This window comes from Paraglaciecola sp. (assembly GCF_051252315.1).
Classification (GTDB): Bacteria; Pseudomonadota; Gammaproteobacteria; order Enterobacterales; family Alteromonadaceae; genus Paraglaciecola.
Map to the genome: position 1 here is coordinate 12898 of NZ_JBPOFP010000036.1, position 19630 is coordinate 32527.

The 19630-nt window shown below is 40.2% G+C and carries 23 protein-coding genes and 1 other RNA gene; 22 read left to right on the forward strand and 2 right to left on the reverse strand.

Annotation, left to right across the window (positions count from 1 at the left end):
- Window positions 1-60 precede the first annotated feature (60 nt).
- The 22 genes from ACSHXM_RS09240 (at window position 61) to ACSHXM_RS09345 (ending at window position 18500) form a co-directional block, all read left to right on the forward strand.
- The gene (locus ACSHXM_RS09240) at window positions 61-531 is read left to right on the forward strand and encodes a phage terminase small subunit P27 family (RefSeq protein ID WP_435688472.1); all 471 of its coding nucleotides are present in this window, start codon (window positions 61-63) and stop codon (window positions 529-531) included.
- On the forward strand, window positions 532-2175 hold the full coding sequence (locus tag ACSHXM_RS09245; RefSeq protein ID WP_435688473.1) for a terminase large subunit: 1644 nt from the start codon (window positions 532-534) through the stop codon (window positions 2173-2175).
- Complete coding sequence (locus ACSHXM_RS09250; RefSeq protein WP_435688474.1) at window positions 2175-3392, forward strand: phage portal protein; 1218 nt, start codon at window positions 2175-2177, stop codon at window positions 3390-3392. The genes ACSHXM_RS09245 and ACSHXM_RS09250 overlap by 1 nt, the downstream gene beginning before the upstream one ends.
- Entirely contained in the window at window positions 3376-4020 is a 645-nt protein-coding gene (locus ACSHXM_RS09255) for an HK97 family phage prohead protease (RefSeq protein WP_435688475.1), read from the forward strand. The genes ACSHXM_RS09250 and ACSHXM_RS09255 overlap by 17 nt, the downstream gene beginning before the upstream one ends.
- 16 nt (window positions 4021-4036) lie before the next feature.
- Window positions 4037-5224: a phage major capsid protein gene (locus tag ACSHXM_RS09260; RefSeq protein WP_435688476.1), complete on the forward strand. Its 1188-nt coding sequence runs from the start codon at window positions 4037-4039 to the stop codon at window positions 5222-5224.
- 29 nt (window positions 5225-5253) lie between these two features.
- A complete protein-coding gene (locus ACSHXM_RS09265) occupies window positions 5254-5427 on the forward strand; it encodes a hypothetical protein (protein ID WP_435688477.1) in 174 nt (57 codons plus the stop codon).
- 2 nt (window positions 5428-5429) lie between these two features.
- On the forward strand, window positions 5430-5780 hold the full coding sequence (locus ACSHXM_RS09270) for a head-tail connector protein (RefSeq protein WP_435688478.1): 351 nt from the start codon (window positions 5430-5432) through the stop codon (window positions 5778-5780).
- Window positions 5777-6103: a phage head completion protein gene (locus ACSHXM_RS09275; RefSeq protein WP_435688479.1), complete on the forward strand. Its 327-nt coding sequence runs from the start codon at window positions 5777-5779 to the stop codon at window positions 6101-6103. The genes ACSHXM_RS09270 and ACSHXM_RS09275 overlap by 4 nt, the downstream gene beginning before the upstream one ends.
- Entirely contained in the window at window positions 6096-6548 is a 453-nt protein-coding gene (locus tag ACSHXM_RS09280; protein WP_435688480.1) for an HK97-gp10 family putative phage morphogenesis protein, read from the forward strand. The genes ACSHXM_RS09275 and ACSHXM_RS09280 overlap by 8 nt, the downstream gene beginning before the upstream one ends.
- Complete coding sequence (locus ACSHXM_RS09285; RefSeq protein ID WP_435688481.1) at window positions 6545-6910, forward strand: hypothetical protein; 366 nt, start codon at window positions 6545-6547, stop codon at window positions 6908-6910. The genes ACSHXM_RS09280 and ACSHXM_RS09285 overlap by 4 nt, the downstream gene beginning before the upstream one ends.
- Window positions 6911-6977: 67 nt before the next feature.
- A complete protein-coding gene (locus ACSHXM_RS09290) occupies window positions 6978-7394 on the forward strand; it encodes a phage tail tube protein (protein WP_435688482.1) in 417 nt (138 codons plus the stop codon).
- The gene (locus tag ACSHXM_RS09295) at window positions 7395-7754 is read left to right on the forward strand and encodes a hypothetical protein (protein ID WP_435688483.1); all 360 of its coding nucleotides are present in this window, start codon (window positions 7395-7397) and stop codon (window positions 7752-7754) included. It begins immediately after the preceding gene.
- Between the two features lie 357 nt (window positions 7755-8111).
- Window positions 8112-9764 (forward strand): hypothetical protein, encoded by a 1653-nt coding sequence (locus ACSHXM_RS09300; RefSeq protein ID WP_435688484.1) that lies wholly within the window; start codon window positions 8112-8114, stop codon window positions 9762-9764.
- A 59-nt stretch (window positions 9765-9823) separates the two neighbouring features.
- Window positions 9824-10414 (forward strand): hypothetical protein, encoded by a 591-nt coding sequence (locus ACSHXM_RS09305; RefSeq protein ID WP_435688485.1) that lies wholly within the window; start codon window positions 9824-9826, stop codon window positions 10412-10414.
- Complete coding sequence (locus tag ACSHXM_RS09310) at window positions 10411-11025, forward strand: hypothetical protein (RefSeq protein ID WP_435688486.1); 615 nt, start codon at window positions 10411-10413, stop codon at window positions 11023-11025. Before ACSHXM_RS09305 ends, ACSHXM_RS09310 begins: the two co-directional genes overlap by 4 nt.
- The gene (locus ACSHXM_RS09315; protein ID WP_435688487.1) at window positions 11026-14601 is read left to right on the forward strand and encodes a hypothetical protein; all 3576 of its coding nucleotides are present in this window, start codon (window positions 11026-11028) and stop codon (window positions 14599-14601) included.
- Entirely contained in the window at window positions 14598-14954 is a 357-nt protein-coding gene (locus ACSHXM_RS09320; protein WP_435688488.1) for a hypothetical protein, read from the forward strand. Before ACSHXM_RS09315 ends, ACSHXM_RS09320 begins: the two co-directional genes overlap by 4 nt.
- 42 nt (window positions 14955-14996) lie before the next feature.
- Window positions 14997-15422 (forward strand): hypothetical protein, encoded by a 426-nt coding sequence (locus ACSHXM_RS09325; RefSeq protein ID WP_435688489.1) that lies wholly within the window; start codon window positions 14997-14999, stop codon window positions 15420-15422.
- Window positions 15419-16087: a hypothetical protein gene (locus ACSHXM_RS09330; RefSeq protein ID WP_435688490.1), complete on the forward strand. Its 669-nt coding sequence runs from the start codon at window positions 15419-15421 to the stop codon at window positions 16085-16087. Before ACSHXM_RS09325 ends, ACSHXM_RS09330 begins: the two co-directional genes overlap by 4 nt.
- A complete protein-coding gene (locus ACSHXM_RS09335; protein ID WP_435688491.1) occupies window positions 16087-17760 on the forward strand; it encodes a hypothetical protein in 1674 nt (557 codons plus the stop codon). Before ACSHXM_RS09330 ends, ACSHXM_RS09335 begins: the two co-directional genes overlap by 1 nt.
- An 11-nt stretch (window positions 17761-17771) precedes the next feature.
- Window positions 17772-18176: a hypothetical protein gene (locus ACSHXM_RS09340; protein WP_435688492.1), complete on the forward strand. Its 405-nt coding sequence runs from the start codon at window positions 17772-17774 to the stop codon at window positions 18174-18176.
- Between the two features lie 6 nt (window positions 18177-18182).
- Window positions 18183-18500 (forward strand): hypothetical protein, encoded by a 318-nt coding sequence (locus tag ACSHXM_RS09345; protein WP_435688493.1) that lies wholly within the window; start codon window positions 18183-18185, stop codon window positions 18498-18500.
- Between the two features lie 153 nt (window positions 18501-18653).
- On the opposite strand, the gene ACSHXM_RS09350 is transcribed toward ACSHXM_RS09345, so the two are convergent.
- Both ACSHXM_RS09350 and ssrA read right to left on the reverse strand, forming a co-directional pair.
- Window positions 18654-18830: a hypothetical protein gene (locus ACSHXM_RS09350; RefSeq protein WP_435688494.1), complete on the reverse strand. Its 177-nt coding sequence runs from the start codon at window positions 18828-18830 to the stop codon at window positions 18654-18656.
- Between the two features lie 206 nt (window positions 18831-19036).
- Window positions 19037-19395: a transfer-messenger RNA gene (ssrA, locus tag ACSHXM_RS09355) on the reverse strand.
- Window positions 19396-19630: the final 235 nt, after the last annotated feature.

A 19630-nucleotide genomic window follows, 5' to 3' on the forward strand; every position in this document is an offset into this window, starting at 1 on the left:
CACCGCTGCCAAGTCTTTTTTACACCTCCGCAACTTCGAAACTTTTTTTTAGGATCTTAAATGTCTACCCCGAAGCCCACACCTACAGTTTTGAAACTGATAAAGGGGAACCCGGGTAAACGTGCCATTAATAAGAATGAGCCAAAACCCGAAAGAGGGATCCCCAAGTGTCCAGCACACTTGGACACCAAAGCTAAAACGGCATGGAAAAAACTTTGCCAAAGATTAGATCAAATGGGTGTCCTAACTTTAGCTGATGAATATGCATTAGAAATTCTCTGTAGTGTTTATGCGCGCATTAGAGATCTACAAAAGGCCGTTAAAAAATACGGGTGCACGACTTATGAAACCACTAGTACTGCTGGTGATATGACAGTTAAAGCTTACCCTGAAGTGGCGCAGCTTGAAAAAGCCGAAAGCCTTTTTAGAAGCTACTTAACTGAATTTGGTTTAACACCAAGCTCAAGAACAAAATTAGAAATTAATCCTGATAAAGATCCTGATGACCCGTTAAAAAAATACGGGGTTTAAGTGGCTACACTTCAATCATCTTGCCAATATGCTGTTGATGTTTTGGCGGGTGATGTAGTTGCTTGCAAACAAGTTAAGCAATCGTGCCAAAGATTTATTGATGATCTTGATTCAGGTAAGTGGGGCTTTGACGAAGCAGCAGCAACCAGAATTCTAGAGTTTTTCCCTGATTTTGTAAGGCACGTTAAAGGAAAGTTGGCCGGTCAACCTTATGAGCTATCGGACTGGGAAGGTTTTATTTTAATAAACCTCTTTGGTTTTGTTCATAAGAAAAGTGGATTACGAAGATTCAGAACCGCTTACATTGAAGTAGCTAGAAAAAATTCAAAATCTACGTTCTGTTCTGGGATAGCTCTTTACATGACAGCCTTTGATAAAGAGGGTGGCGCAGAAGTTTATAGCGCAGCTACAACTCGAGACCAAGCAAGAATAGTGTTTGGTGATGCACAGAACATGATTAAGAAATCCGCACCACTTAAAAAGGTGTTTGGAGTTCACAAGTTAAATATTCACCACATGGCGAGCGCAAGCAAATTTGAGCCGCTATCTAGTGACGCTGGTACGCTTGATGGTCTAAATGTCCACTGCGGCATTCTGGATGAGATTCACGCACATAAAACCCGTGAAGTTTGGGACGTTGTGGAAACTGCAACAGGCGCCAGAGAACAAGCTTTAATTCTTGCCATCACTACAGCAGGTTTTAACAAGCAAGGTATTGGCTTTGAACAGCGTGACTATGTTCAGAAAGTTTTAGACAAGGTTGTTGATGATGATACCTACTTTGGGATCATCTTCACTATTGATGAAGATGACGATCCCTTTGATGAAAACAATTGGATAAAAGCCAACCCCAACTTGGGAAGATCTAAAAAATTAGATGATCTTAGAAGATTGGCCAAAAAAGCCAGAGAAATACCTGCAGCGCTCAATAACTTTTTAACTAAACACTTAAACGTTTGGGTGAATGCTGCAGTTGCTTGGCTTGATATGCTCAAGTGGGAAAAGTTACCACACAGATCTGATATTGAACATTTAAAAACATTGCCTTGTTACATTGGCTTGGATTTAGCAAATAAGCTTGATTTGGCGGCTGTCGTTGCCGCATTTCCAGACGGTGACAAAATACATGTTTTATCAAAATTTTATTTGCCTGAAAGCACTGTTTACACAAAAGCCAGAACGATTGGCAATTTATACGATACCTGGGCAAAGCAAGAACATATAACGATCACTGATGGTGACATCATTGATCATGAAGTAATTGAAGCTGATATTCGTCAGATGTTGCGTGACTTTGATGTTAAAGCGGTTGGCTTTGATCCATGGGGCTCAACTCAGTTGTCAATAAGATTGAGCGCTGATGGTGCGCCAATGGTTGAAATCCCGCAAACAGTCAAAAACCTATCCGAAGCCATGAAAGAAACTGAAGCAAAAGTTATTTCTGGCAACTTATATAAAGATAAAAACCCCGTCCTTGATTGGATGGCTTCAAACGTGGTGGTGAAAGTGGACAAAAACGAAAATTACTTTCCTAACAAAGACCATGCTGACAATAAAATTGATGGAATGGTGGCATTATTTATGGCGGTAAATCGAATTATCACACAGCCAACCGAAGTTAAAATACAGTTTAGAACATTATAATGAACATATTTAATAGGGTTTTTGGTAAAAAAGAAGCAGTTGTAATTGATTCATCTGAAAAGCTCGCGTCCTTTTTGGGTAGTTGGTATGACACTTCTTCTGGGGTATCGATAACGCCAGCTAATGCCCTGCAATTAATTTCAGTGTATCAGTGTGTAAGAGTTCTGGCTGAGTCTGTAGGAATGCTGCCCCTTTCCATGATGAAGGAAGAGGGAGCCATTAAAGAGAAGGCCATTGATCATAATCTTCATAAGCTTTTTACTCTGGCTCCAAATGATTACATGACAGCCCAAGAGTGGAAGGAGCTTGTAATAGCTCATTTGTGTCTTCGGGGAAATCACTACAGCTTTATAAATAGAACTAGAAAAGGGGTATCTGAATTACTTCCTTTAGCCCCTGATAGTGTTACCCCAAAACTTAATGATTCATACCAAGTTGAATATAAAGTTAAGTTTAAAAATGGCACCGTAAAAACGCTAGATAAAAGTCAGGTTTTCCACGTTAAATTATTTTCAATTGACGGGGTAAACGGTCTTAGTCCAATTTCTCAAGCCCGTCATTCTTTAGGTTTGGCCAAAGCCGCTGAAACCCATGGCGCTTCGGTGTTTAAAAATGGTGCTAAACCAGCTGGTGGATATAAAACCCCAGGCAATTTAAGCGACGAACAATATAACACCCTTAAAACTCGCATGGAAGATCACCAAGGTTCAGGTAATGAGTTCAAACCTTTCATTCTTGAAGGGGGGCTTGATTGGGTTCAGGTATCAATTACACCAGAGGACGCGCAACTTTTAGATACAAGAAAATTTCAGCGTTCAGAGATAGCCGGTTTATTCAGGGTGCCACCTCATAAAATCGGCGATTTAGAAAAAGCTACATTTAGCAATATTGAGCATCAAGGACTGGAATTTGTAACTGATTCTCTAATGCCTTACCTAACAAGAATTGAAAACCGCATTAGAACGTCATTGCTAACGGGTGATGATTGGAAAACATACTTCGCTAAATTCAACGTTAACGCCTTATTGCGTGGAGACATGAAAGCTAGAGCTGAGTTTTACACAAAACTTGAACAAGCTGGCGCTTTATCTCCAAATGAAATCAGAGCTAAGGAAGATATGAACCCAAGAGAAGGTGGTGATATTTACCTGACACCAATGAACATGAATGTAAATGGCAAAAAACCAGAGGAAGAAGCAGATGATGACAAAACATAGATTTGATGCAGGCTTAAAGATCAAGTCTGTTTCTGATACAGGTGAGTTTGAAGGTTTAGGTTCTGTGTTTGGGGTTAAAGACTCATACAGTGACATTGTTATCAAAGGAGCTTTTCAAAAGTCCTTGGATGCATGGAAAGAAAAAGGTTCTCTTCCAGCTTTATTGTGGATGCACAAAATGGATGAGCCGATTGGTATTTATACCGAGATGAAAGAAACCGATGAAGGGCTTTATGTAAAAGGCCGCTTGTTAATTGATGATGATCCCCTAGCTAAGAGGGCTCATGCCCACATGAAAGCGGGATCACTATCAGGGTTATCTATCGGTTATGCCCTAAAAGATTGGGAATATGATTCAGCAAAAGAAGCATTTGAATTAAAAGAAATCGATTTGTGGGAAGTATCACTTGTTACCTTTCCTGCAAATGATGAAGCAAGAATTTCGGACGTAAAAAGCGCCCTTGAAACCGGTGAAATTCCTCAACCTGCCTTGTTTGAGAGATGCCTGCGAGATGTAGGTTTAACACGTTCACAGTCAAAAGCCTTTATGGCTAGAGGCTATAAGGCTCTGCGAGATGCAGATGGTGATAAACAACAGGCGCTCGCAGCGCTTAAATCAATTTTATAAATTATAGGAAATTATTATGGGTGTTGAATTAAAAGATATTCAAGACGTTGCAGATGAACTTGGTGGCAAGTTTGACGAGTTTAAAAAAGCTAATGACAAACGTATCGCTGGTATTGATCAGGAAAAGTCTAAACTTTCAGCTTCGGTAGACTCTCTAAACGAGAAGTTAAGTGAACTTGACGGTATCAAAACTGATCTAGAAACTTTGCAGAAACAGCAAAACCGACCAGGTATTACCGGTGCAGACCAAAAAGAATATAAAGAAGGTTTCCTTCAGTTCTTACGTAAAGGTGATACAGAACAAATCGAAACTAAAGATGTGAATGTTGGTTCAGATTCAGATGGCGGTTTTGCAGTGCCTGAAGAATTAGATCGTAACATCTTAGAGTTGGAACGTGACGCTTCACCAATGCGTCAATTATGTCACACCATGACCGTATCAGCTGATTACAAAAAATTGGTTAATATTGGTGGTGCTTCTTCTGGTTGGGTTGGTGAGACAGACCCGAGACCGAAAACAAACGGCCCATCATTAGCGCAATTAACCCCGTTTATGGGTGAGATTTACGCCAATCCAGCAGCTACTCAAACTTCATTGGACGATATATTCTTTAATGCTGAACAATGGATTTCTGGTGAAGTTGCGACAGAGTTTGCAGAAAAAGAAGGTGCAGCTTTCTTATCTGGTGACGGAACCAATAAGCCGAAAGGTATTTTAGCTTACACGTTATCAACTGACGTTGATGCATCTCGTACTTTCGGACAATTACAAAACAAAGTGGCCGCTTCAGCTACTGCAGTGACAGGTGATGAAATCATTGATTTAATTCATTCGCTTAAGCGTGGGTACCGTCAAGGTGCTGGGTTTATGATGAATAACCTAACTGTTGCCGCACTTCGTAAGCTGAAAGATTCTGATGGAAACTACCTTTGGAAGCCTGGATTAGAAGCCGGTGCTTCTTCTGTTTTGCTAGGTTATGGCATTACTGAAAATGAAGATCTTCCAGATCTAGCGGCTAATGCAAATGGTATCTTGTTTGGAAACTTCAAACGTGGCTATACCATCGTTGACCGTATGGGAACACGTATCTTACGCGACCCTTACACCAATAAGCCATTTGTTCACTTCTACACAACTCGTAGAACTGGCGGCATGTTGACTGATAGCAACGCTATCAAGGTATTAACTCAAGCATCTAGCTAAATAGGAGGGGGCGAAAGCCCCTTTTTAATATGAAAGCATTAAAAGAATTTAAATATCACTTAAACGGTAATTCGTTAACCGTTATAAGTGAGGGTGAAGACATTCCAGAAATTGCTCAGGAATACGCCATGAAAAATGGTTATGCTGAAGAAGCAAAAAAAACACCTGCTAATAAGTCAAAAAGCACCCCGAGAAGTAAATAAAAATGATAACTGTATCTGAGTGTAAGCAACAATGTAGCATTGAAGAGGGGTTGATTGATTTTGATCCTTGGTTTGCGCGAATTATTCTTGCAGCAACAGCCGCTTTACAATCATATTTAAATCGAAAATTGTTTGCGAATCAATCTGATTTAGATGCTGCAAAAAGTCAATTAGAAGATGACGACAATTCACTTGATACGGCCATGGTTATTACGGAAGACTTAAAACACGCAATGTTAATGATGATTGCTCATTGGTTTGAAAATAGAGAAACAGCATCTTCATCAACAATCAAAAATGTTCCTGTCGCTTTTCAATTCTTAGCGGGTCCATACAGGTCAATATGCAAATGAGTGCTGGCAAAAAGCGCCACCCGGTTATTTTTGAAAAAAAAGTAATTACACAAAATGCTATTGGTGAGTCTGTCGAAAATTGGCAACATGAGTTTAATACTCTGTGTGAGATAAAAAAAAGCAAGATAGACACCGTTAATGAAGATGATGCAAACCTAATAATAAGTGATATAAAATTAGTCGTTAACAAAACATCTTGCACAAAGAATATTGCAGCAAGTCAATATAGAGCCACCATTAATAATAAAAGCTATCTGATTGTTGAAACGGATCCATACGAGTCAGCTAGAGAAATAACGTTATATGCGTCTAACTATGATTAAGTTAGACGGCTTTAAAGAGATCAGTAAAACGCTAAAAGCAATGGAATCTAAAGTTGCTGCCAAAGTAGTGCGTAAAGGCGTTGCAAAAATGGCGCAAGTAGTTAGAAAGGATATGAGAAAACGCGCCCCAAGGAAATCAGGAAAGCTTAAAAAAGAATTAAGATACAAAATCACCAGATCTAAAGCTGGAGGGTTTACCGCTGCCGTAGGTGCGTTTAATGGTGCTTACTATGCCAACTTTATTGAAAAAGGCACCAAACGACACTCAATCAAGCCAAAAAACAAGCGAAAAGTACTTAGTTTTGGCGGTAGAAATGCAGCAGAAGTAACGCACCCTGGCACAAATGCAAAACCTTTCATCGAACCGGCTTTCATTGCTTCAAGAGATGAAGCTGTAAAACAGGCTGGCAAGGCAATAATAATAGAGTTGAGTAAGTTAAAATGATCGCCCAAAAGATAAATGAAAAAATAAAATCGATTGAATCAGTATCAACCGCCACATCAAATAACATTTTCCTTGGTGAGCAACCAGAAAACACAGCTAAACCTTTTATTGTTTATGCTTTTAGTGATTCAACGCCAATAAATACCCTTCAAGGCGCATCAAATCTAAAAAACGAAGTGTGGTCAGTAAAACTAACTGGCAATAACTACGCATCTTTAGACGAGATGAAAGAAACGATAATTACTGAATTTACTTCAGAAAGAGCTAATTTTACTGCTTCATTAGATGATATCAACGTTGAAAAAGATAGGGCTGCTGATTTAGATCATATTACGCTATTTTTCAGGCTTCACTTTTACTAAAACCCACTAATTTAAACACCATTCAACCCGCTTAATTGCGGGTTTTTGCATTTAAGAGGATATAAATATGGCTTCTACAGCTATCAGCGCACAAGGTTGCACGTTAGAAATTGATGTTGCAGCTGCAGGAACACCGGACACAGAAATTGCAAATCTTTTTAGTTTTTCTGGCTTAGATGGCGAGGCTTCAGAAATTGACGTAACTAGTCTTTCATCTACAGCAAAAGAATACAAATTAGGCTTAAAAGACTACGGTAATTTCAGTATTGAATATCATGTTGATTTTGACGATGCTGGTCAAGATGATTTGCGGTCAGCTGGGGTTTCAGGTGACGTTAAAACGTTCAGATTGACCCTTCCAAACGGAAGAACCTTAACCTTCAGCGCTTTAGTGAAAAATGCTGATTCAATTAGTGGTGGTGTTGACGCTACGGTTAATGGTGGCGCTTCTTTACGTATCACGGGCGCGGTTACGGTGGCATAAATGGCAATACTTAGTTTTGAATCGATAGTTTCTACTGAAGACTTACCAAGAGAACTGGTAAACGTTCCTGAATGGGGTGGTGATGTATATATTGCCACAATGACCGCGGCAGATCGTGACTCTTATGAATTAAGTGTTGCGAATCTTCAAGGTGGAAAAATGAAACCTACCATGCAGAATATCCGGGCAAAATTAGTTGCTAGATGCCTTGTTGATGAAGATGGTAAGCGCATATTCCCCGAAGCGAAGATTGAAGAACTTGGGAAAAAATCAGCTAAGGTTTTAGATCGTTTATTTGATATTTCTAGCCGTATTAATGGCATTAATGAAACAGACCAGGTGGAAATAGCAAAAAACTAAATTCCCAACCTCAGAGACAATTGATTTTTCAAATCGCTGAAAGGTTGGGAATGTCACCAAGGCAAGTTTTACATTCACATGACTCAAAAGAGTTGGTTGAGTGGGATGTTTGGCTAAATCCGCAGAAATGGCAAAAGAAAATTGAAAGTACAGACGATTTTCGATCCGCTCAGATATTAAACTTAGTAACGAGGTCAAATGGCTAATATTGGCAGGTTAACAGTTGATTTAACCCTAGCTTCACAGAAATTTGAAGCCGGTGTTAAGCGCGTAAATGCTCGCGTTGCCACTATGCGAAAGCATTTGGCTTCAGCTTCTAAATCTATGGGCGGTATGCAAGCCCGTGTAGCTGGTTTGGTGGGTGTAGCTGGCTTAGGAATGCTCATTAAAAGTTCACTAAGCTCAGCTGATTCATTAGCTAAAATGTCTGATAGATTGGGTATTGCAACTGAAGATTTAGCCGCTTTCCAGCATCTAACACAGCTAAACGGTGAAACTTCAGAATCTTTTGATAAATCCATGACCAAGATGGTTAGAACAGTTGGTGAATTTCACCGGGGATTAGGAACGGGCAAAAAGGCTTTTGAAGATCTTGGTATATCAGTTCAAGATTTGCAAAATAAAAATCCGGCTGAACAATTTCAAATTATTGGTGATCGAATCAAAGGTTTGGGGGATAAGTCATTACAAGCTAGTACAGCAGCAGACATTTTCGGCCGTAGTGGTATTAATTTATTAAATACTATTAATCAAGGCTCTGAAGGTTTTGAAAAAGCCAAAGAAGAAGTTGAGAAATACGGGCTGGCAATATCTCGCGTTGATGCCGCAAAAATAGAAGCTGCAAATGATGCTTTATTGCGTTCTCAGCAAGCCATTAAAGGAGTATCGTTAAAAGCCAGTGTTCAATTAGCCCCAATCTTGGAGGCTGTAGCAAATAAATTTACAGACTCTGCCGTTGCTGGTGATGGTTTCGGTGTGAAAATGAAATCTGTAATGTCAAAAGCTACTAGTTTCGTTGGCGTGTTTGCAGACGGTATTCATGGAATAAAAGTAATATTTAAAGCGGTTGAGACTGGTGTTATTGGCTTTGGTGCTTTATTTGCAAATATCTTTGAATTTATGATCAATGATGTGATGGTTAAATTTGCAAATGGTGTAAGCAATTTCGTTTTAGCCCCTATCAGGAGTATTTTAAAATTCGCGGCCCAGTTTAGCGATAAAGCACAGGGCATGCTTGATTCAATTAATTCACTTGGTAAAGCCGAGGGGCTTGAGTTCTTGCGAAATATCGCGGGTGAAATGACTGAAAATTTAAAAAATTCTTCAGGTGAGTTACAAGATCTTATGTTGGAAACAATTCCAAGCGAAGGTATGAAGGATAAGCTCAATGAAATATTTGAATTAGCTTCTGAAAACGCTGAAAAAATTGCAAATAAAGCACAGCAGTTAAGTGAAAAATCACTTACTGTAAATCCCTCTGAAGTATTAGATGAGAATAATCAAGAGTCAGATAACAAAAAGAAAGAAGCCGGTGAGAAATCTCACTTAGAAAAGATGGCAAGCCTTCAAATTGGCAGCAGTAAAAAAATTGCGGCTGTTCAAAAAGCTATTAAATTGAAAATGGCTATTGTGAATGGTTTTACCTCAATATCTGAAGCGTGGGCTTCACTACCGTTTCCCGCCAATATACCTGCTGTTGCTATGGCTACTTTATCAAGCGCAGCGAATATATCTGGTATTAAGGGTGTGGGCTCGTTTATTGGTGGTGGTTACATCCCTGACGGAGCAAGGGCTGGTGGTGTTGATGGTAAGGGTGGTCAAATGCATATTTTACACCCTGATGAATCAATTATTGATCATAAAAAGCAAGGTGTATCTTCTGGCAATATAGAAATGTCTTTTGCTCCAGTGTTTCACGGTTCTAATCCTGATGAAATTATCCCTGAATTAAAACGCAAGTTTAAGCAGTTTTCTAGACTAGTTCAAAGCGTAAGAAACGCACCTATTTAATCAACATTAATCCTAATCAGCCCGCTTAATTGCGGGTTTTTGCTTTTTATGGAATGTAAATGACATTTAGATTAACTGAATTTTCTAGCGTATCGATCACGCAAGTGGTTGACGTTAGAACACCCAAAGCTCGTTACAAGCGCTCTCGCGTAGAAGGTAATGAAGCGCCTTATTGGAAGATTGAACTAACCACTGTTCCATTAGAGTACGCAGAAGCTATGGCAGCTGCAGCATATTTAAATTCACTAAAAAGTAGCCTGACGATTTTTCCTTTTCCAAATCCACTGCCAGAGTTAACAAGCGGTGTGAGTTTTACAAATTACTCACCAAATTCTGAGGACTCAAATCAATTAAGCATTGAAGGAGTGATCCCTAATTTACAAAATGCCGTCAGAGCCGGTGATTTTGTGCAGTGTTCTAATCATCAAAAAGTATATCAAGTGATTGATGACGATAACTTTGATGGTTCAAGTCAACTCATAGCCAACATTACACCAGAATTACAAGCCACCACCACAAATGGTGAGGTGATTAAATACGGTGAAGATGTAGCGTTTCAATGCTGTTTAGATGACTACATACCAATAGATGTAATTGCCAGTAAAGGTAAATTTGTTGTGTTTGATATTACATTGTTGGAGCAGGGATGAAGTCAGTTACCGCACAGCAAAGAGAAAAATTAAAAAGTTATGTCTCACTTGCCATGTTATGTAAATTTAAACTGGGCTCAACCTGGTATTTTATAAGCAACAAAGACAAAGCAAAAGATTACAACAGCAACACATACCAACCCGCTTATTTGCTTGAAACAGACGATATTGAAATCACCAGTACACCCAAAATTGATGATATTTCGGTGGTGATTGACGGAACAGATTCAGTATTTATTGGTTTGTTTTTAGCACAAGCATGGATGAATCAAAGCTTAGAATTAGTGCAACTTTATTTAGATAAAGACGGTTCAACCATATATTCAGAGGTTGCATACAGCGGGTTAATATCGGCAGTTAATATTAGCACCGGTAGCCCCTACAAAATTGATGTCACGGTTTCTTCAGTATGGAAAGACTTTGAAAAACAAGCCGGCATTAAAACTAATCCTACCTCACAGCAAATTCACTACCCATTATGCACAGGGTTTGAGCATGTTTCACAAGCTACTAAATCAACCCCTTGGGGCAAAGAAGGTAATGGTCGCAGTTTAAGCTCTAACGCCACTTACAGCAGAACAAGTAAGTTTGATGGACCAGGAGTACCATAAATGGGTGTATTAAGTGATATTGGTAATTTCTTCTTTGGCTGGTTAAAACCAGATGTACCCAAGCCTGATACGGGTGTTGATGTTACAAAAGCCAATACAGATGCTTCTATTCCTGTTTGTTATGGGCGGGTTTATGACACGGGTAAGCTGGCTTTTAGGGCAAGTAATGACAATGATAGCGACGATGTTAAAAACGATCTATTGCATGACATTGTTATTTGGAGTGAAGGTGAGTGTGGCGGTGTTGTAAAAAATTATGTTAACGATGAGCGTTCAAACTCAAGCCGTTTTAATGTCAATAACGGTAAGGTCTATTATGCTTTTAGTTTTGCTAATGGCATGGGGACTTATTCAGACCCATTATTAACACAAGCGGGTAAGCGCAATACTGATACCTATGACGGTAAATTAGTGTCTTACATTCGCTGTGAAATGTACAAAGATGTGTTTAGTGGTGAACCAAGTCATAAAGCAGAATTTAACGGTAGGTTAATTTCAACGCCTTCAGGCGGGGCAAAAACAGTTTCAGAAAACCCCGTTTCACAACTCTATGATTATTTAAAATCCCCCATTTACGGTAAAGGGTTAGACACCTCTTTTATCGACGTTACTAGTTTTCAAGCAGAGCGCGCAATTTGTGATCAGCAAGTCGAAACTTATTCGGGCAGCAGTGAATACAGAAGTTTATTCACAAGCAATATCAAACTTGAAACCTCAGAAACGGTATTAGACAACACCAACACCTTGTTAAAAGCCATGCGGGGCATGCTGTTTCATAGTGACGGTAAATTAAAATTACTCATTGAAAAAGATGATAGCCCCGTTGATTTTGAGATAGACGAAAACAACCAAGGTTTTATTGAATGGGGTGACGTAAGTAACAGTTCAAAATCAAACCGTTACAACAGGGTAGTGTGTCGATACATCGAGCCCGATTCAGGCTGGACGAAACAAGAAGTTGTTTACCCAATAGCCGGTAGCCAAGAAGAAACCGATTTTCTAACAGAAGATAACGGTGTTGTTTTAGAAAAAAGCGTTGCCCTTGATACCTGCATTTATTATCACGAAGCCGCCCATCACGCTAAAACAATGCTATTGATAAGCCGTGAACAACTAAGAACATCTGTTGTTTGGGGGCCAGAAGCCGTTATATTAGAAGTGGGTGACATAGTGCCAGTTACCCGCGCGGCATTGGGTTGGAATGGCAAGTTATTTAGAATTGAATCAACCGAAAAATCTACCTATGACGGCAGTGTTGAACTTAAATTGCGCGAGCATCAACCCTATATTTATGATGATGCCAACGTGGGTGACAAGCCAAATTATTCAGATACAGACTTAACCTATACAAACCCAACCACACCCAGCGCATTGGTACAAACTGCAGCTTACGACGATTTTACCCAAGTGCTTTTAGAATGGGCCAGTACAACAACTGATCATAGAATAGTGATATTAAACAGTGATGGTGATCAGGTCTTAAACACCACCTTTGCTGGCAAAAGCTTTTCAATTAAAAACTATCCTATAGGTACTTATTCAGCCAGTTTGTATGCAATTGGCGGGTTAGGAAGGTTGTCTTTGCCGTTAGATTTTAACGTTGATGTCATCATTCCGCCAACACCCGTTGGCGCACCATCGGTACAAATTAACCCTGGTGTGATTGTGTTAACCCCGCCTGAAACCGGCAACATTAACAATATTTATGAGGGGCTTTGGACAACAAGCGCAGTGCTTGATCCTAATACCGATTCTGTAAGTTTGTTTTACACCATACCCGCTGGTAAATCGTTAACCATTACCAGCACCACAAACCAAACTTATTACATCTGGTACCGCCTTAAAACCGTTGAAGGTAACGGGGTTTGGGTGGTGAAATCGGTAAATGGTGTATTACAAAGTGGCACACAAGGCGATAGTGGCGATAGAGGTGCAGGCACTTATAATGCAACGGGTAGCAGTTGGAGTGATTCAACGGCCAATGCTGCCACCACTGGCAGCAATGTAATTGGTGACAGGGTTACCATTTCAAATAGTAGTTTTAGTGAAACCCGCCATTGGAACGGCTCAAGCTGGATAAGCGTTGATGTCGTTATTGATGCCAACTGGATTTTTAATTCAGAAGTTATTATTCAAAGTTTGGGGGCGGGGCAAATTACCGCTGAAAAACTAGATTTGGGCGACATTAAAATTGATGAAGATGGTGTGGTTGTTGATGCCGTTTCATACGACACAAAAATGTTTATTGACACAACCAGCACCAATGACATTGGCCTTTTAGTTAAACGAGGCACCACCGGTTCTCAGCCTTGTATTTATGCTCATTCACCTAGATTGGCGGGAGAATTTGTATCCTTAGAAAGAACAGCGTTTAAGGCCACCACTTCTGGTTACAACGCAACGCCTTACGCCACTGCAGAGTTTTATAATGCTAATGCTGTGGGTATTGGCGCTAAAATCACGCCAAAGCTTGAGCTTGTCACTCATAGCCCTTCTACGGTGTTTGAAATTATTGCTGGTAATGGCATTAATTTTACAATGGGCGCGTCAGATGATTTTCAAAAAAATGGTAAAAACATTTACGTGCAAGGTGATGTGTTAACCATTGAATCGTCAGGCGGAATAGGTACCCACACTATAAGCCAAGATCAACAAGGTATGGTTGGCATTGTGGGCGGAAAGTCAACCAATGTCACAATGAGTTTAGGCGGCTTTTTTCACACCAATTCAACAGACAGTTTGGTGAGTTATATTGGTGCGGCTGGAGTGTTTGACCAAGGCGCACGGGTTTATTCGCCTAACAACCCACCACCTGGCGGCAGTGAAACATCGTCAACCAGCGCCACACCTAGTACTTTGGCAAAGCGTGACGGATCAGGTCACATTAATGCGGTAGCGTTTAATAGTTCACTTACGTCTAACAACGCAAGCCCTGTTCACATAATGACAAAAAATGGGGCTGACAATTATTTGCGGCCCACTAGTGCATCGTCTTTTCGATCAACAGTCACCGACCCTTATTACAGAAGTAGTAGCTGGACACCCACAGCCGCGCAAGTTGGTGCGTTGCCAGACTCTACAACAGCCAATGACATTGGCGCATTAAGTACAACGGGTACCGCTGCAAATAGCAGTAAGCTTAGTAATTTATCACCGTCTTCTACCAATTCAGGTAACACGGTAGTAACTCGCAATAGCAGTGGTAATACATCGGTTGGCACGCTTTATTACGTTACGCTTACCCAAGCATCAACGTTAAAGTCAAAACATGTATTAGAAAGACTCTACAGCACGTTAGACGACGTATGTAAAGTTGGGCAAAAAGGCGTATTGGTATACACGCCAAAAGCCAACCCAAACATTATTAAATATGGCTTTGCACTAGAAGAAACCGATCCTATCTTTCCCCATGCTAGCGCCCGTGGTGACACAAACGAACTTGTAGGCATGGAATACACCCAAATGATCAGCCCGTTATACACGGCTATGCATGAGTTAAACGAAATTATCAAAACGCAGCAAGCAAGCATTGAGGCGTTAACCGAACGTATTACAACATTGGAGAACAACACATGATCACTGCAACCTTTACTGACCCGCAAGGCACTAACCATACTGATGCCGTTTTTCACTTACGCCAAGCAAATCGCAATAAAAACGAAAGTGAATATTACGCATTAGATACAACCGATTTTACTACCGTGACTAACCCCGACACAAAAGTGTCGGCCAATATTTCGTTTTCAGTTTATTACTGGGTGAATGCAGCGGCCAAAGAAAATGGCGCCGCCCCATACATATTGGCTAACAGTGCAGATATGAGCATGGATTTTAATTTTGTACCTGATGAGACATATGACGGTTTATCACTTGAGCAAAAATGCGAAAAGTACTTAACCGAAACTATTTTACCTGGCATGCAGCCGTAAGTTTTAACTCAAACCTTACTCAACTAAATAGGTGGACAAATAATGGCATGGATTAAAGCGATAGTATTTTTATTGGTCATTTTTGTTATGTGGCTGGCGTTATTAGTAATTGAATTTGCTTCGCTGTTAATAGCTGCTTCACCCGCACTCACAGGTGATAAAGATTTTCAACGTTTTGTAAAGTCTGTATTACTCGCTGAAGACCAGTTAGTTAACCGCTTTTTAGGCGGCTATTGGAAAACCACAATAAGCAGTGAGATTGGCGCGTATGCCATTGCTGGTAGTGAAACCGCTTTGCGAATGGAAATAGTCGTGAACTGGATTTTCTACGTAACTGTAAAACAAGTTAATCACTGCCGAGCGTCAATCGAATCAGACGATTTACATTTTACACCACCTAAGGTGAGAGCCGTGGCCCTTGTTGGTTACATCTCGTCAATTTTTACACTTAATTGGATATTCGCATGAAGCTATCAGATTTTTCAACATTAGCCGAAGCTCAAGCTTATGAGTTAACTACTTACCAAGACATTTCTGTAGGTAAAGCCAGTCAATACTTCGGTTTATCTGGAATGTTAGACTTACTAGAAACTAATAGTTCAAGCACCACTAAATTAACTATTGGTGAAATGAACACAACCGTTGGCGCGTTATGCCGGACAATATTAAACAGTGCTAAAACTACTGGATTTGCCGCTGACCCCAATGAAGAAGACGGTATTGCTAATCGCGGCGCTGCTCAAATTCTAGTAGCAGCAAGCGTGTTTACTCAACCTTTGGTAGATGCTTTTTGGGCTAATTCAGAAGTAAAAACCAAGCCCTACGAAAACGCCACTCAAGCTGAATTTGACGAAGCTAAAGACACGGGCCATCCAATTGCTTTAGTCCCCAATAACGAACAGCACAAAGCAGTTATTAATATTATTACTCAGCCACTCAAGCCCGTAAACGTTGTGGTACAGCAGAAATTAAGCAGGGATGGTACTAACTGGACTGAATGGCATGATATTGGCGCATTCAGGAACGTTTATTACCCACAACGTAGTTATGAATTTACTGTACAAAAAAGCCCTTCTGAATATCGAGAATTACAAGCGATTAGCCCGCTTACACTAGGTATGAGTCAAGAGTAATGTCGTTAATCGATGATGGTTTTAAGTTATTAGGTACACTAAAAGTCCCTGCACTGGGTGGGTTGGTTGCGTCTAACCGAATTCTTAAAATCAAAGATACTCACTTTACTACCGCCATGTTGGCAAAGCTTAAAACAAATGGTGATGATTTTAGGCTTAGTGAAGATGAAGAAGGGGACATAGTTAAACCTCTGCATATCATTGATGGTATTAACCTAAGTAAAACCCTTGTAAGTAATGTTGCAGAAGACCAGTTACTTTACGTGTGGGGAGATAACGCAGTCGCAACACAACCTGCAGCTGATGACGCGATTGGCAGTGAAGCGGTATATGCAAGTAAGGTATTCAACTTAGAACTTCAAGAAAGTTCTGGTAATCCAATTGATTCAGCGGGTAATACTTCATGGACATTTTCAGGGAGTGGGAGCTATTCTCAAGCCGCTGGCGCTGATGACGACGATTTAGCTGCATGGTTAAGTAATGACCGAATGCTAAGAACCGGTGATGCTACCGCTCAAATAACTGACGACAATACCTACCACTTAAAATTCAAGGCCAACATCACTGGTTCATCTAGCAACGCTTCGGTGTTCAATGGCGGCAATGGCGCAAAATTTGGTGTGAGTGGTTCTGGTGATACAGGTTCTATTTCTTACAGTAACGGAACAAGAGGGGCTTCTGCTAATCTTAGATCTGCTTTGGTTGGACACGGAATTGCCCAATATGATTTAGTGTTTGATGGCTCAGCGCATAGATTGTACAGAGATGGTGTGCCAGTGTGGGCATATAGTTATAGTGCGGGCATGAACTGGTCAGGTACTATGTGGTTGTTTAATGACTTCACTTTGTACGTATACGACTTATCGCTTTCTAATAACTCAGCTACAGCCACTGAGGTATCAATAGAAAGTCAAAATGCCAATGCTGTTGGTGCATGGTGGATAGCTGAAGATGCGCAAGCTGGTAATCCAGAGCAACAAATAACCTGTGTTCCTGCAAAACTAACTTATAGATCTTCTGTTTTAGATATTGATTCTAATCAAGCGTTAACACTTGTGACAGCTAAACAAGCCGCTATTGCCTCGCAAGTTGATATTGCAACACAAGCGCAAATAGTGACCGTTCCCGCTAAACAAGCAATAATTGCTACAACTTTAAACTTAGATGCTCAACAAAGTGTTTTAGCTGTTCCATCTGTAATGCAGTTTAAATCTAGTCAGTTAAATGTTGATCATCAAACAGCAATTACAATAGTACCAGCGGCATTAAATATACAAGCCGCTACATTGCAAATTCAATCAGATTCTGAACAAGCTATTTCTGTTGTTTCAGCAATCCAGAGTGTTAAAGCAAGTCAGCTAGATATTGAAACCAATCAAACGCTAACCGCTGTACCCAGCAAAATTCAAATGACTGCGCTGACATTATCAATTGAGCAAGACGGCCAGCAAGAAATAACTGTTGTACCGGCTATGCAATTAATTCAGGCGCAAAGCTTAAATCTTGAAGAGCAAACAAGTATTACAGTCAACCCAAGCAAGCTAGTCACACTAGCCGCAACGGTCACTTTATTACTTGAAGGCGCAGACAAAGATCTAACAAATTTAACTTTATTCGACATAACCGAAACGTTTTCAATTGAAGACATAACCCCAATTTTCACATTACATTAGGAGTAATGATCATGGCTGTATATTTCATGCATAACGACATTAAAGAAAAAGGCCCAGAAGAAGCCAAGCAAAACGCAAATTTATTAGTGGCTGTGAAAGCCCCTGTTAAATCTGATAGTTATGCTGCTTTTATGGCTAAAGTAATCGCTCAAGAAGCCCTAGCCGCGGGTGATTGGTTTTATAACTATGAAAACTCAGGTAATGACTTGCGGGTAACAACTAATGCTAAAACAGCGGTTGATCCAAGTGGTGTTGCTGCAGACACTGAAGATCTATGTATGGCAGCAGTTGACACGGTGAACGAAAAGGTATTTATTTGCCAAGACGCCACAGATCGAATAATTACTAATGAAGAAGGTGACCGCGTGACATTACCTGGTTTAAATTTCTTAATCCCTGAATTAGTAGCGGAGTAAGCCACTATGACCACCGCTGTTGGGTTTAAAGGCCGTAGCAATATCAATTCCTATGTTATCCATAAAGATAACCAACCTTTTGATTTAGTAGCGGCTGACGTAATTAAGCTAGAAGTTGAAGCGGGTGGAGCGGTCATAGATAGCGACTCAACCGCTTTATCATTCGATTCAACCGGATTTGAAGTGGAATTTGGGGCGTTAGATATTACCAATGGTCGTCACATCACTAAACTGACTGCTTACACTGCTACAGACAACAAAGGTAAGATATTAATTGGACCTGGTCTTAAAGGTAATTTAACCCTAACCATGCAAAGTGGTTAGGGGTAAAATAAACTATACTCAACATAACAAAGGAGTTGTTATGTTGATATTTTGGGTTATCTATATGGTTTTTGCTTTAATCGCCATCGGTTTTTTTGTTGATTATTTGCTGAAAATTAAACAGTAACTTTTCTTACTATTATGCAATTAAAATTACTGTTTTACACTGTCGCAATCTAGCAGCCGCTTAACTTCTTTGCTCTCTTTTTTACAAGCACCGCCAAAGGCAATTATTGCACATCTTGCTTCTAATGTGGCTTTGTAAGCCTTTGATACAGCTGGGCCAAAACCTGACACAGAAGAATTTATCTTTTTTATATTCTTATCCATAAATCACCTATTTTGTTTTGTTTGGCTTTCCGGTTTAATTACAGTACTTGAAAAGATGGTTTTTGGCTAACTGTATTAGGTTACGGATAGGGATCGTAAAACCCCATGTGTGATTCCTGTGTGATTTTGAAGTGCGTTTGTGGTGATCTTGAAGTAGTTCACCAACCCCTCGCCCCTTATTAAGTGGGGCGTGGGTGGTGTTGAAGTGGTGGAGCTGGCGGGAGTTGAACCCGCGTCCAGAAAGTGTCAACCGTCGGTACTACATGTTTATTTTGTCATTTATTTAACTACGTGGAACTCCGACAAACAGGATTTCGTTGCAGCTGGCCTAATACTATTTCGCGGTTCACCCTTAGACAAGGTTCCCTCGCTATCCTGCTGGGATGACCTTCCGAATCTCTACTAGCAGAAAGAGTATGAGGGGAAGGGCTTTGACCGGTTATTAAGCGGCTAGAGCGTAGTTTTCGTCGTTTGCGACTATTTTTTTGCGGCTTTTTACGAGGCAAACCGCCCCTCGACATGCACCTAAAGCCTCGAGAATCCTGTCGAATCCAAAATCAGCCCCAAAGTGGCGTTGGTTGCAAACTACCAACAAGGGGATTCTAGCATAGGCTTTGTTTAAATGAATGGTTTTCGGTAATAAAGGTGTTTGATTGCTTGTTTAATGTACTGACCAAAGATTATTTTTATTTGAGGATATAAAGGCATTAGTAAATTAAATTTCGTAATGCCGTTACTCGCCTTTGTTTACTTAGGCCCTGAGCAAATCCTACTTTTTACATATTATTAACTGTTGACTC

Coding starts and splice junctions, on each gene's coding strand:
- ACSHXM_RS09240 (WP_435688472.1), top strand. CDS start 61: ATGTCTACCCCGAAGCCCACACCTACAGTTTTGAAACTGATAAAGGGG.
- ACSHXM_RS09250 (WP_435688474.1), top strand. CDS start 2,175: ATGAACATATTTAATAGGGTTTTTGGTAAAAAAGAAGCAGTTGTAATT.
- ACSHXM_RS09255 (WP_435688475.1), top strand. CDS start 3,376: ATGATGACAAAACATAGATTTGATGCAGGCTTAAAGATCAAGTCTGTT.
- ACSHXM_RS09260 (WP_435688476.1), top strand. CDS start 4,037: ATGGGTGTTGAATTAAAAGATATTCAAGACGTTGCAGATGAACTTGGT.
- ACSHXM_RS09265 (WP_435688477.1), top strand. CDS start 5,254: ATGAAAGCATTAAAAGAATTTAAATATCACTTAAACGGTAATTCGTTA.
- ACSHXM_RS09270 (WP_435688478.1), top strand. CDS start 5,430: ATGATAACTGTATCTGAGTGTAAGCAACAATGTAGCATTGAAGAGGGG.
- ACSHXM_RS09275 (WP_435688479.1), top strand. CDS start 5,777: ATGAGTGCTGGCAAAAAGCGCCACCCGGTTATTTTTGAAAAAAAAGTA.
- ACSHXM_RS09280 (WP_435688480.1), top strand. CDS start 6,096: ATGATTAAGTTAGACGGCTTTAAAGAGATCAGTAAAACGCTAAAAGCA.
- ACSHXM_RS09285 (WP_435688481.1), top strand. CDS start 6,545: ATGATCGCCCAAAAGATAAATGAAAAAATAAAATCGATTGAATCAGTA.
- ACSHXM_RS09290 (WP_435688482.1), top strand. CDS start 6,978: ATGGCTTCTACAGCTATCAGCGCACAAGGTTGCACGTTAGAAATTGAT.
- ACSHXM_RS09295 (WP_435688483.1), top strand. CDS start 7,395: ATGGCAATACTTAGTTTTGAATCGATAGTTTCTACTGAAGACTTACCA.
- ACSHXM_RS09305 (WP_435688485.1), top strand. CDS start 9,824: ATGACATTTAGATTAACTGAATTTTCTAGCGTATCGATCACGCAAGTG.
- ACSHXM_RS09310 (WP_435688486.1), top strand. CDS start 10,411: ATGAAGTCAGTTACCGCACAGCAAAGAGAAAAATTAAAAAGTTATGTC.
- ACSHXM_RS09315 (WP_435688487.1), top strand. CDS start 11,026: ATGGGTGTATTAAGTGATATTGGTAATTTCTTCTTTGGCTGGTTAAAA.
- ACSHXM_RS09320 (WP_435688488.1), top strand. CDS start 14,598: ATGATCACTGCAACCTTTACTGACCCGCAAGGCACTAACCATACTGAT.
- ACSHXM_RS09325 (WP_435688489.1), top strand. CDS start 14,997: ATGGCATGGATTAAAGCGATAGTATTTTTATTGGTCATTTTTGTTATG.
- ACSHXM_RS09330 (WP_435688490.1), top strand. CDS start 15,419: ATGAAGCTATCAGATTTTTCAACATTAGCCGAAGCTCAAGCTTATGAG.
- ACSHXM_RS09335 (WP_435688491.1), top strand. CDS start 16,087: ATGTCGTTAATCGATGATGGTTTTAAGTTATTAGGTACACTAAAAGTC.
- ACSHXM_RS09340 (WP_435688492.1), top strand. CDS start 17,772: ATGGCTGTATATTTCATGCATAACGACATTAAAGAAAAAGGCCCAGAA.
- ACSHXM_RS09345 (WP_435688493.1), top strand. CDS start 18,183: ATGACCACCGCTGTTGGGTTTAAAGGCCGTAGCAATATCAATTCCTAT.
- ACSHXM_RS09350 (WP_435688494.1), bottom strand. CDS start 18,830: ATGGATAAGAATATAAAAAAGATAAATTCTTCTGTGTCAGGTTTTGGC.